At 32.4% G+C, this 12969-nt stretch carries 9 protein-coding genes and 1 tRNA gene; 6 read left to right on the top strand and 4 right to left on the bottom strand.

Annotated features, from left to right (window positions below):
- Both FWJ34_RS13510 and FWJ34_RS13505 read left to right on the top strand, forming a co-directional pair.
- Positions 1–1456, top strand: a 1456-nt coding sequence (locus FWJ34_RS13510) for a hypothetical protein (protein WP_308255851.1), incomplete at its 5' end; no start/stop codon positions are given.
- A 13-nt stretch (positions 1457–1469) separates the two neighbouring features.
- Positions 1470–2045: a hypothetical protein gene (locus tag FWJ34_RS13505; protein WP_308255850.1), complete on the top strand. Its 576-nt coding sequence runs from the start codon at positions 1470–1472 to the stop codon at positions 2043–2045.
- A gap of 1494 nt (positions 2046–3539) precedes the next feature.
- Here FWJ34_RS13505 and FWJ34_RS13500 read toward each other — a convergent pair.
- The 4 genes from FWJ34_RS13500 to FWJ34_RS13485 form a co-directional block, all read right to left on the bottom strand.
- Positions 3540–6506 (bottom strand): hypothetical protein, encoded by a 2967-nt coding sequence (locus FWJ34_RS13500; RefSeq protein ID WP_308255849.1) that lies wholly within the window; start codon positions 6504–6506, stop codon positions 3540–3542.
- Between the two features lie 130 nt (positions 6507–6636).
- Complete coding sequence (locus tag FWJ34_RS13495; protein WP_308255847.1) at positions 6637–6792, bottom strand: hypothetical protein; 156 nt, start codon at positions 6790–6792, stop codon at positions 6637–6639.
- 132 nt (positions 6793–6924) lie between these two features.
- A complete protein-coding gene (locus FWJ34_RS13490) occupies positions 6925–7140 on the bottom strand; it encodes a hypothetical protein (protein ID WP_308255846.1) in 216 nt (71 codons plus the stop codon).
- A gap of 187 nt (positions 7141–7327) precedes the next feature.
- A tRNA-Arg gene (locus FWJ34_RS13485) sits at positions 7328–7401 on the bottom strand.
- Positions 7402–7483: 82 nt separating this feature from the next.
- Here FWJ34_RS13485 and FWJ34_RS13480 point away from each other — a divergent pair.
- The 4 genes from FWJ34_RS13480 (at position 7484) to FWJ34_RS13465 (ending at position 12885) form a co-directional block, all read left to right on the top strand.
- A complete protein-coding gene (locus FWJ34_RS13480) occupies positions 7484–8209 on the top strand; it encodes a CsgG/HfaB family protein (protein ID WP_308255853.1) in 726 nt (241 codons plus the stop codon).
- Positions 8210–8381: 172 nt separating this feature from the next.
- A complete protein-coding gene (gene pheT, locus FWJ34_RS13475; protein WP_308255845.1) occupies positions 8382–10889 on the top strand; it encodes a phenylalanine--tRNA ligase subunit beta in 2508 nt (835 codons plus the stop codon).
- A 57-nt stretch (positions 10890–10946) separates the two neighbouring features.
- Entirely contained in the window at positions 10947–12215 is a 1269-nt protein-coding gene (locus FWJ34_RS13470) for a dihydrolipoamide acetyltransferase family protein (protein WP_308255843.1), read from the top strand.
- A gap of 448 nt (positions 12216–12663) precedes the next feature.
- Positions 12664–12885 (top strand): hypothetical protein, encoded by a 222-nt coding sequence (locus FWJ34_RS13465; protein ID WP_308255842.1) that lies wholly within the window; start codon positions 12664–12666, stop codon positions 12883–12885.
- Positions 12886–12969: the final 84 nt, after the last annotated feature.

Raw genomic sequence — 12969 nt, 5'->3', positions numbered from 1 at the left:
ATTTTATTATGATGTGGAAAAAGATACCCATATAGGTTCAGGTATTAATAATATTAATCACCCGTTGACTTATTTACCTTTGAATAAGGGGGTAAATGAACAACTTTTATTCTTTTATCGGTATATCATTAATCATGGGGGGTTTAATCCTCAAAATTCACAGTTATTTGAGGATACTTTTAGGGATTTTCGTTTACAAAATATTCAAACTGGTATTTCTTTTTATAAGAGAGAGGAACACAATAAATATTTACCTTATAAACAAGTTAATGAAAAACTGTTTTTATTGAGTAAAATTGAAGATGCTATCGAAAAAAAGATTATTAGTATTAGTAATAAATATGAGGTTTTATTTAGAATTAATCTTCCTGAATACGGGGATATAAAAAATAAATTATTAAATGATCTTTATTATTTTATCTTAGATGAATATGGTAAAAAGAAAGGAATATCTATCTCTAGTGGTTTACAGAAAAAAATTAAACAAGATTTAGTGAAAATAGTTAATATATTTTCTGATAGCTTAAACCATCCTTTATCTGTTAACGAGATAAATAATTTTGAAAATTCCTTTAAAAGTGATGTTGGAAAGGTTTTTAGTAAATTCATAGAGTTAAATTCTGATAAATATTTTAAGGATTTTTATAAAGATAATTTTAAGGAAATTAGGTTAAGGGTTCAGGAAATTACTACCCATGAAGTGAAACAATCACAAAAATATTCTTTAAATGTTTATTTACATGACCTTAAAGAAGAAGTTAATGGATTGAAGACTAAATATCTGGAGTTAGATAGTACTTTATATCAACTTTATGCTTTGGGGTATAATGATAATACCCCTATTGTTGCTCAAATTAAGGAAAAAATTAGTAAGGTTAATTTATTCTTTAATAATTCTGTAGAGTTAATTGAAAAAAGTTTGAATGATTCTTTGGAAAATCCTTTACATTCTACTTTTAAAGATATTTTAGAAAAAACTTATCTGACTTTGGGGGATAATGATGGTAATATTTCTTTAATTAATGGGAAACTTTACACCGATAATGGTGATGAATTGTCTTTCAATAAACAAGGGCAATTGAAGATAGGAAATACCTTAAAAAGCCCCTTAGTTAAAGATTCATCGGGTTATGGTGTGTTTCTACCTATTCAGGAGTTGAAGACTAAGGATTTCTCAATTACCTATGACTCCGTGAATGATTTGTTTATCCGTGATGATAATGGGGAGATTCTATCTTTAAACTCAGAAAATCAATTAATAAATAAACAAGGAATAGTTATTACCGATGAAAAAAATAATGCTTTTACTATTAATAAAAATTTGTTGTTAGAGTTTCAGGAAGGAAGTCAGAAAATATGGCGACAATTAGATTTAAGCGGACATTCCCTTGATAGTGATGGTAAAATATATAAAGTCACCATTAATAGGGATAAGGCAAACTGGTTATTAGATTAGGAGAATTTTTAAGATGATTATTGGTAATCCCACAGACAGAGAATTAGATTGTTTCCCTTATGATTATTATACCCCTAAAAACTTACCCAAATTTTTGACTTTCCTAGATTCTTATAGTGTCCCCAGAAGGAAGATAGGTAATCCTTTTGTAATAGACTATTTACCACTATCAGATAGATTTGAAAATGTTAAAACTATTCCAATAGTTTATAGTGGTTATGAGATTTTACCAGAATCAGGAGAAGAAGAAGAGAACAAAAAAGTCTGTATTCATCGTAAAGAACTATTAGATACATTAGGGGAAATTTATGTTGATGGATTAACCCAATATAGCCTCCGTTATTTATCCCCTACAGAATTTCATTTTAATTTTTATGGGATAAAACCTGAAGATTTTGAAAATAATGATTATTTTTACGATACTATGACTCGTGCAGTAAATCAAAAAGATGATGGAATGGGTTGGTTAACTGTGAGTGGGGGTTTTTCTGCCTTCGAGTTAGAAAAGGCTCAAATACCTTTTGATCAATGGGATGATAAGTTTGATGAGTTTTTTGACGCTTTTAAGGAATTTGTTTATATCTATTAAATTTATTGTGAAATGTGAGATAATTAGGGTTTTGTTTGAGCATACTCGGTATATTACTTTAGTTTTCGCCGTTTTATGTGCGTGAGAAAACTATCTTATAAGGGGTAAAATCGTTGATATATAAAGGGTAGAGGTGAGGGTTTTTATAAGGAGTTTTGGCGATAATTAACCTCGCAGAAAATTGAAACTAAATAAGTTGAAATCCCCACTGATAAAGCCTTTTAAACCTCGCCGTTGTTAGATGAAGATGGGATGTAGTTTTTACGGAAATTAATTAAAAGAAAAATGGATTACCGAGTCAGGGTTAGTAGGGTGTGATTTCTACAGGGTTAAGTTCTGAAGTCCTTTAAGGATAATACTTCTACTACGGTGGTTATATTCGGAGAATTAGGATTTAAAATAGTCTGAAACCTTTATAATGCTTGGTGTTTAATATTCGGAGTCATGGGAGATTTATAATATTTTCCGATCAGTTAATTTCACGGTATGGTAAGGCTTTGAGGGATTTTTACCTTGTTTTCCCCGTCATTATTCAACATCGTATAATTCCTTTCATGGTAATGGTTTTTGCTATTTATTCGTGAATTTCTACGGCGATAATATTTCTATAATTTTTTAGATTACCAAAAGATGTTAGACAGATAGACATACTGTACTCAATGTGGTATAAAATATTGTATAGACTTTTCTCTATAATTTTTATGACTATTTAAGGGATTTCTCTATGGATAAGTTCTGATTTTTTAGGTTTCCTTCATAATTACTTTTTTTAAGGGGGTGAAATGATGTGTAAAAGGGGTTTGCAAGTATTTTTCACTCAATATCTTAGTATAACTCATGTTTTTTGTATTAATGTTTATATTTCGACTCTACTAATCTTCAACTGGTAGGGTTTTTTATTTGGCTATTTTTAGGGGGTATGAATAGAGTTTTATCTGTTTAATGATGATTTATACCTTGAGTTAGTTTTATCATGTTTTAACACGGTTAGGAGTTGGCTATTAGCTTAATTTCTTTCTGACAGTTTCACAGTTGATTATATATCTATTTACATTCATTTTGTAATCTTTACAATAACTTCGGAAAAGCCCATCGCCACTCATTGAACAGATTTGAGATAATAAATTATAGTTTATGTCGAATATACCACAGTCCTCAGAGCCATAATTAATGATGGTGTAGGACACTACTTGATTCAAATATTACGGTTCTCTTGATAGGTGTAATGAGTATAAATACTTAAACTGGTAGGGTAATGATTTAAGTCGTGAAATTATGGCTAGGAAATTCACTTCGCTTCGCTTGTTCATGTAATGTTGTACTCCCTTCGGTCGTCTTTTCTGGGGAGGTGTTTATATCCCCTAATATGCAATATGATTTTTACCGCAAATCGTGAAAAGCGTTGATACATATAGGTTTAAAGGGGTTTAAATTTTACGTCTGTCTCTTCATTTTTTGCAATAATTTAAGACACGAACGTAAAATAAATTGATATTACAAACGTGGTAAAGTGATTAATTTAGGTACTAATTTTTTTAGTTCTAAATCTCTTGAAATACCATTGATAGTTATCAAGGTATGTAATAATCGATGTGCTTGGGAGTAATCGAGGTATCCTTTCTCATCACGGAATAGATAATCAAGTTTTTGACGATCATTTGTGAATTTTTTACATCTTTCTTCTAGTTTTTCCCAATAATTTTTTTGTTGTTTATTGAGGTAATAGAAACAACTAGCACTAATAGGGTAAATACGTTTTGTGACATGAATAGTGTCAGAGGGTAATAAATTATTGGTGGTGATGAGTTGTGCTTTTTCTCCTTGCTCAATAGCGGTATGTGCATTAACTACTTCTTTAAGTTTTAAAAGTTGCTCTGTAACAACAGGATGATAGAAGGGGATTTTTTCACCCTTTTTTGCTCTGGTAAGCATATCATTTAAAGGGTGTTTACCTATTACATCTCCTTTTAAACTTTTTTTATCGGTTTTGTGTCCTCTAGCTTTTATTTTGGACTTCCCCTCTAAGGTGTTGAGTAAATAATTGGATTGGGAATGTAATACCATACCATCATATAATCCTTTATCTTCATAGGAATATCTTTTTAACCATGTGAGATTTAATTTCCCAAAAAAGTTATTCATGTGTTGTGTATAAATATCATCAATTGTTTGCCAACTTTCATTATTAATTTTTCTTTCAATTTCTATACCATCATGGTATAAGACAAATTCAGAGGTTTTTTCATCTATTTGTATATCCCAAGTTCCTTGATTTCCTAATGGTATAATTTCAAAGTTTTTTTGTAAATCTTTGTCTAATCTATCGGAGTCATTAAATAATTCTAACTGTAATTTTACTAAGGTGTTAAAACTAGGGAATTTATTTGTCCATTGTAATACTTTATTAATATCAAATTCAGAACCATCAGTCACGGCAGTTTTTCCACAAGAAGCGATTTGCATTGCCCAACATCCCATTCGAGCCATGTCAGTAATGTTATTTGCAACGGTAGTATTCCCTATTTTAAAGTAAGGTGAACAAATAACTCCATAAACAGCATTAATGAATAATTTAAGGGTTTCTTGTTGACTATTTAATTCATTATATTTATCACTGTTTTTTTGGTATAAATCCCGTTCATTTTTGGCTTTTTTACGTTCTACTATAAGAGGGTTGATAAACTCTCCTAAAGGTATTGGATACCAGTATAAAGGACGATCATCTTGGATATACCATGCTTGTTTTTTACGTTTAACAGTTTTGATTTTTCCTTGTGTGGAAAGGACTTTTTCTTGATATTCTTCAAAGGAATTACATTGATGAGATTTAAGATAAACAACTCCTGATACTATTTCCAATTTATCCATTAATTCACCCCATTCAGAGTTACTGGCAATGGCTTTTAACATTTCGAGAGAATGATGTGTTAAAATACCGTTTTTAATTTCATTAAGGTAGATGCCAAATTCACCTTTAATATGACTTTCGCTGATTTCATCTTTAGTATCATCGATGGAAGGATTACCGTTAAAATGTTTACTAAATATTAGATTTTGCATAAATGATAAAGGTTCGCTAGTGGACACTACAATATGCCAACAATCAGGTACTAATTCTTTACCAAATTCCTTAAGAAATTTCCGTAATGTGAGCTTATTTTTTTCGGTTTTATGGTAGAAAATATGAAGGGGTAATCCGATGGGGTATTGTAAAGACTTTAGAGCAGAAGCATAACAACCTGATAAGTCCATAGATAGGACTAAACCATCGATAACAGGGTTTTGTGGTGATTCATTTTTACATCTCCCCCCATGTACAATCCCGTTATAAATAGCGGTGGTACTTTTATCTTTATCGAGGTTGGTTTTTATCCCATTTACAGCTAATAAATCTTCAGCACTTTTAAATTGTAAATGATCTAATAATTCGGTATCTATAGGACATTTATTAAGAATAAAATCTTGTAATGTTTTAGCTACTTCACTACCTTTTGTTAAGGGTATATTATCCATGTTTTCTAACTCTAAAATATCTCTAATATTATTATGTTTGATTTGGTGATTTTTTCCTAATTCAAATAATACTAAATCTCCTAATGAATATTCGATAAAATCTTGTCTTAATTCTGAATTTGTATAAGGTATATCCATAGATGATTTATAATCGTCCATAATTGTTTTTTGTTCCATAGGAATACCATAAGTTAGGCTAGTATCGAGTAATGATTTACCTCCTGCTATACCACAATAATCAATGATAAATAATTTCACTTTATAAATATTTCCATCGATTTTTAAGTGATAATTTAAGTCGATAAAATCTTCATGTAAATTACCATTTTTTCTGACTACTGTTCGGAGTCTTCTCTTTTGTTCTATATGTCCTAATATACTTCTAGTAAGTCTTTTTCCTAAAAATAATTCGATGTCTTTAAAGGAATAAAATATATGTAGGGTTAATAGTATCACTCTATTAACTTTCACCCCTTTACGGATATATTTTTCTTGAGATTCGTATAAATCCCTATCATAATCATTTGTTATTATATCTATTTCCTGACCATTTAATAGTAAGGGTAATGGTGTTTCTCCTATCCATGTTGGTATATATTGTTCATTTTCCTTACTCCATTGAGGATGCTCTAAAAATATTTTTTTCTTGTTGCGATCACCTATTTGTAATGAGATGGGGTGAGTTTTACTAAATCCAACATCGGGTATGGAATACCATTCCCCATCAATTTCTAATTCACAATTAATGACATATTCATCTTTAGATATGATATAATCTATTGAATAAGGGTTATTATATTTCGATATGTGTCCAATATTTTCAGGTATTTTTACGTTATCCAACCATGAATAATTGGAGTTATTGATAATTTGTTTTGATTCACCCAAAATATTATTAGATAAAACTTCGGAAGATTTTTGATTGTTTTTAATATCGTGATTTAACATATCTTTATACCTCTTATAATTTGTATCTTGTCTTTTTAAGAAAGGTTTTTTATCCTGCCTTTCTCTTTTTTATGTGTGTAAATATTAGAGTAATTAGTAGTGAAAATTAACATAATTACTCTGGTAGGTTTTATTTACTTTCTAATAATAATTCGAGAGCATCACGACATATTTCAGCGAATGGTTTTTGCTCTTTTTCCCTAATTTCGTTTATTTTGTTGAACAACGATTCTGGTATTGCAAATCTTGTCATATATCTTACAGGTTCAGGGTGTCTAAAAATCATGAGTATTACTTAAAAATAAACTTTCACCTATCTTGGGTGAATTTTCTACCCAGAGAAGGTTTAATGATATAAATATCTGATAAAAATAAGCAATATATATAAAAAAAACTTATAACAAAAAAGAAAAAAAAATTAAGGAGTTTTCTTGAAGGAATGCTCAAGGTGGTGATAATCTGCGAGTTTAAGCCCTAATTGTTCTTTAAAATCGTTAAGCATTTTTTCGATCTTTTCAATTTGTTCTAATTGTACTTCAGTTTGGATACCTTCGGATAGTACTAATCTTAATTTCTTAAGGAGTATAAGAACTTTTTGTGATTCAGGTGATAATGAGTTTAATTCCCGTTTCATGATTAAAAAATTTTTGTAGGTGTATATCTCTACTTTAAGGTGCTAGGAGGGTAAATGTCCGCACTGTGGGGTGAAATATTTTTAGGTGCGATATATATGATTCGATGAAGTGCTAGAATCAAATTGGTTTAAAATTGGTCTAACTTTTTAGGAACACACAAGAGCTAGAAGTAAGCACGAGAAAAGACGGGTGCGACAGGACTCGAACCTGTGACCGACTGCTTAGAAGGCAGTTGCTCTATCCATCTGAGCTACGCACCCAAAATTTTAAATACAATTAAACATTATAACTTATAAACTTACAAATTAGCAAGTATTTAAGTTAAAAAAGAGCAAGAAACTCCTGATCTGGCAACGGGCAACAGTAACGAATACTCATAGCATTTTTTATACATATTTAATCATTTATAGCCTTTCCTGTCATTATGCGGCTCAAATCGGTAGGTTGTTAGGAGTTGAAATGGTTATGATTGGTTCAGTGACACAATTTGACCTAGAAAAACAAGGTTCTAATTTTGGCTTATTTGGGGTTAATGTCGGTAGTCAGAAAACTGAAGCCTTAGTAACTTTAAACGCTCGTATTGTTAACACCACTACGGGAGAAATTTTAATGACTGTCGAAGGTACGGGCCAAGGTAATCAAAATGATGATCAAGTGGTAATTTTCGGGATCGGAGGTGGTACTACTACCAGCAATGAGGGGAAATTGTTAACTTCTGCTACTCAAAAAGCCGTCGAACAAATTATTACTAAAATGAAGACAAATCAATCTAAATTGGCCGCTGTGCCAAAAGTATTACCCAATGTAACTGCTGTCGTCGCAGATGTAACTGGTAATACCGTTGTTTTAAATAAAGGTAAAAGTGATGGTTATCATGCTGGGATGAAAGTATCAATTGAAAGAGTTGGAAAAGAAATAAAAGATCCTCAAACTGGAAAAGTTATTCGGAGTGTAACAACCCCTATTGGTTTAGTGGAAATAAATGATGTTGATCAATCTTCTAGCGTTGGAACAATAATTTCTGGTACGGGCTTTAAAGTCGGTGATATTGCTTCTCCTCAACAATAAATTTTATATTTTAGGTTCTTTTTTTATTAAATAGTTTATAACTTTATAGACAAACATCTACATATTCTAATCTATTATTCAGTTTTTGTCTATAATTTTATTGACTTGTTCTAATACTGAAGTTAGTTAATAATAGAAGATTATCTCATTACCGTAATTTTATCTTTTAATAATGCGTATATCTTTTAAGTGGTTACAAAAATTAGTTAACATAACTATCTCTCCTGAAGAATTAGCAAAAATCCTTACTATTGCCGGTTTTGAGGTCGAAGATATGGAAGATAGAAGAAGTTGGGCTGATGGTGTTGTTGTTGGTAAAGTTTTAGAATGCGATCGCCATCCCAATGCCGATAAATTAAGTGTTTGTCAAGTAGATATTGGCGGTGAAACGCCTTCACAGATTGTTTGTGGTGCGCCTAATGTGCGAAAAAATATATTTGTACCTGTTGCTACTTTAGGAAGTTATTTACCGAAAATTGATTTAAAACTCAAACCGACTAAACTTAGAGAAGTTGACAGTAAAGGCATGATATGTTCATTAGCAGAATTAGGCTTGGCAAAAGATAGTGAAGGAATCAAAATTTTAGAAGGAGATTTGACAGTAGGAGAAGATATACGACCAATTTTAGGCTTAGATGACGTAATTTTGGATATAACAGCTACCGCAAACCGAGCTGATGCCCTAAGTATGGTGGGGGTTGCTAGAGAAGTTGCCGCCTTAACAGGAGAAAGTCTCAGCCTCCCCACTATGGAGGAAAGATTAACGGGGATTACTTCTACTCAGAGGGGATTAAAAGGCCTTAAAATTGAGGAAACTTCTGCTTGTCCTGCTTATATTGCTACAATTATTGAGAATGTTAAAATAGAACCTTCTCCTCAGTGGTTACAATGGCGTTTAGAATCAGCAGGAGTGCGCCCTATTAACAATGTTGTAGATATAACTAACTATATTCTCTTAGAATGGGGACAACCTTTACACGCTTTTGATAGAGAAAAACTCCGAAGGATTGCCAAAAGTGAAGATTTAACTATTGGGGTGCGTTTTGCCACTGAAAATGAAACTTTAATCACTTTAGACACTCAAAAACGAGATTTAAAACCACAAAATTTACTTATCACTGCTAATAATCACCCTATCGCTTTAGCCGGTGTTATGGGAGGAAAAGACAGCGAAGTTGATGACAATACTCAAAATATTTTACTCGAAGCGGCTTTATTTGAGCCAGTACCTATTCGTAGAAGTGCCAAAAGTCAAGGGATTCGCACGGAAGCCTCTACTCGTTATGAAAGAGGAGTTAATCAAGTAGAATTGGAAAAAGCCTTAATTCGTGCTGTTACTCTCATTACTGACTTAGCGGGAGGAAAAGTTACCTGTCAAACAATTGCTGATAATCGCCCTGAAAAATTAACTAATACTATTGAGTTAAGATTAAATCGCATTCATCAAATTTTGGGGAAGGTTAAGCAAAATCCTGATTTTCTCTCGCAAAGACGCAAAGGCGCAAAGATTTCTCCTCCTGATTTGGTTGAGGGGAAAGAAGGTTTACAAGATGTTTCTCCTGATGATGTCGTCAGAATTTTAAGGGATTTGGGTTGTCAGTTAGAAGTAAAAACTGATTCTCCTCTCGTTTGGCTTGTCACCGTGCCTTCTTACCGTTATCGTGATTTAGAAAGGGAAATCGACTTAATTGAAGAAGTTGCCCGTTTATACGGTTATGATCATTTTACCGATACTTTACCCCCTCAATCTCAACTTGGTTATTTATCCCCCACAGTGAAAATTCAACGACAAATTCGAGCTAATTTACAAGGCTTAGGCTTAACGGAATTGGTGCAATATTCCTTAGTTTCTCCTGAAAAAGCTCAAATTAAAATCGCAAATCCTCTTTTTAGTGAATATTCCGCCCTTCGCAGTAACTTAATTGATGGTTTAATTAATGCCTTTGAATATAACCAAGCCCAAGGAAACGGCTATTTAAAAGGTTTTGAAATCGGACGAGTTTTTTGGCTTGAAAACGGAAACATGAAAGAAGGTGACTCCCTAGGTGGCATTATCGGCGGTAATTTATATACTAATGGTATCTGGACTCAAAGCGGTAAACCACAACCGATTACATGGTTTGAAGCTAAAGGAATTTTAGAAAGTTTTTTCCATCATTTAAAAGCACCAATTACCTATCAAGCAGATTCTGAAGATAATCGTTTACATCCTGGTCGTACCGCTAGTTTATGGTTAAATAAAACTAAAATAGGCATTTTTGGACAAATTCACCCTCAATTACGCCAAGAAAAAGATTTACCTGATAGTGTTTATGCCTTTGAATTAAAATTAGAGCCCTTAATCGCTTATTTAAACCAAAAATACTTAAAAACTCCCACTTTTAAAGCCTATTCTACTTATCCCACCGTTACTCGTGATTTAGCTTTTTTTGTCTCTACTAACTTAACTGTTACTGACATTATTACGGCGATACGCAAAGCCGGAAGTAAAATTTTGGTGGATGTTACATTATTTGATGAATATAAAGGAGCAAATGTTGCAGAAGATAAGCGCAGTTTAGCCTTTAATTTAGTTTATCGATCCCCTGATGGTACACTCAAAGATAGCGATGTTGATCCTATTCATCACAAAATTCGAGAAACTTTAATTAAACAATTTGCTGTCACTTTACGCAGTTAATCAACCTCAATCAAGGTATAATTAATGATTTGATCAATAAATAAGTTCTAAATTATCATGATTCACGATATTTTTATGCCCGCCCTTAGTTCAACAATGACACAAGGGAAGATTGTTTCATGGGAAAAAGTGCCTGGTGATAAAATTGAGAAAGGGGAAACCGTTGTTGTCGTAGAATCAGACAAGGCGGATATGGATGTAGAATCCTTTTATTCTGGCTATTTGGCTACTATTTTAGTACCCGCAGGAGAACAAGCACCTGTTGGTGTCGCCATCGCTTACATTGCAGAAACACTAGCAGAAATTGAGGAAGCTAAACAAAAAGCTACTCAAGGCACAAAAGTTGCTACTCCTATAAATCAACAAGAAGTTAAAGTCGAGTCGGAACTTCAACCTGTCACTACTGCCACTGTCTCCACTGCGGCGAAAACTAATGGTAGAATTATCATCTCTCCTCGGGCAAAAAAACTGGCCAAAGAATTAAAGGTTGATTTGAGTAATGTCATTGGTTCGGGACCGAATGGACGTATTATTGTTGAAGATATACAGAAAATCTCTGGAAAAACTCCTTACACTCCTACTCCTACCACTCCTTTCCCCTCTGTATCTACTCCTACTATTGCCCCCGCACCTATTCCTGTTAATAATTTAGCCGGGCAAATAATACCTTTTAACACATTGCAACAAGCTGTCATTCGTAATATGGTAGCTAGTTTACAAGTACCCACTTTCCAAGTTACTTATAGTATCAACACCGATAAATTAGATAGTCTTTACCGTAAAATTAAATCTAAAGGCGTAACGATGACTGCTTTATTGGCGAAAGCTGTAGCTATAACGTTACAAAAACACCCTATAGTTAATGCTAGTTTCACTGAAGACGGTATTAAATATAATGACAGTATTAATATCGCTGTTGCTGTTGCCATGCCCGATGGTGGCTTAATTACTCCTGTAATTAAAAATGCAGATGTCATTGATATTTATTCCTTAGCACGTCATTGGCAAGATTTGGTTAACCGAGCTAGAGCAAAACAATTACAACCTGACGAATATACTACTGGAACTTTTACTTTATCTAATTTAGGGATGTTTGGTGTTAGTAATTTTACTGCTATTTTACCCCCTGGATTAGGCTCAATTTTAGCCATTGGTGGTGTTACCCCTACCGTGGTAGCGAATCAAGATGGTTTATTTGGCATCAAAAATCAAATGTCTGTTAATATAACTTGTGATCATCGTATTATTTATGGAGCAGATGCGGCAGGATTTTTACAGGATTTAGCAAAATTAATCGAAACCGATACTCAATCTTTAACTCTTTAAAAAAATCAGGAATTAGGAATGAGGAATTAAGGGATTTTTAATACAAGAGGAAGTGATTATAGGAATCCTATTTGATTTGTGGCATTTTCGTTGGGAAAAATTTAGAATTTAGCATTTAGAATGAAGATTTTACCATTACCCTGTGCATCGGAGCATCGTTGCCCGAAGAATTTAGAAATCACTTGAGTTTGAGAGTTATTAATTACTATTTAATTTACTACCACCTATTTTCCGATTGCTATATATATTAGTTACGGGGCAATATACCTATTTTACAAGTATCAAATTTTAAGAAAAATTAAGAATCTGGCATATTTTAAGGATACACTCTGGATGTACTATTAAAAGCCCTAGTCTAAATTCAGCCTCTATAATAGTACAAATGAACTTACAAGAAAAAAAAATTAATACCGGTGATGTTGTTAAGATCAAAGGTAAATTATAGTTAGTGTTTGATATTCGAGATAATAGAATATTTTGTCGCTCGTTTAGATTTACAAAAACAGGACGTTTTCAGTATTATCAAGACTATAATTTCCCTGTCAATATCTGCGAATTTGCTAATATCAAAGAAAGACAAATAGTTTACGAAGAAAGAAGACAAGCTAGTATTCAAAGAAAACCTTTTTCCCCTATTTCTGCTAACTATATTCATCATCTAATTCGTTAATTTTTATTGTATCGCAGTCCTAATATCGAGATTAGATATACGCATTCAAAAGGACTTCCCATAATTTATCTTTAAGATGATTAA

The organism is Geminocystis sp. GBBB08 (genome assembly GCF_016743215.1).
Taxonomy (GTDB): domain Bacteria; phylum Cyanobacteriota; class Cyanobacteriia; order Cyanobacteriales; family Cyanobacteriaceae; genus Geminocystis.
This window is presented reverse-complemented; position numbering and strand designations above follow the sequence as displayed.

Excerpts from the sequence above, each read along its gene's own strand:
- FWJ34_RS13470 (WP_308255843.1), top strand. The coding sequence starts at position 10,947 with ATGATTCACGATATTTTTATGCCCGCCCTTAGTTCAACAATGACACAA.
- pheT (WP_308255845.1), top strand. The coding sequence starts at position 8,382 with ATGCGTATATCTTTTAAGTGGTTACAAAAATTAGTTAACATAACTATC.
- FWJ34_RS13505 (WP_308255850.1), top strand. The coding sequence starts at position 1,470 with ATGATTATTGGTAATCCCACAGACAGAGAATTAGATTGTTTCCCTTAT.
- FWJ34_RS13500 (WP_308255849.1), bottom strand. The coding sequence starts at position 6,506 with ATGTTAAATCACGATATTAAAAACAATCAAAAATCTTCCGAAGTTTTA.
- FWJ34_RS13495 (WP_308255847.1), bottom strand. The coding sequence starts at position 6,792 with ATGATTTTTAGACACCCTGAACCTGTAAGATATATGACAAGATTTGCA.
- FWJ34_RS13490 (WP_308255846.1), bottom strand. The coding sequence starts at position 7,140 with ATGAAACGGGAATTAAACTCATTATCACCTGAATCACAAAAAGTTCTT.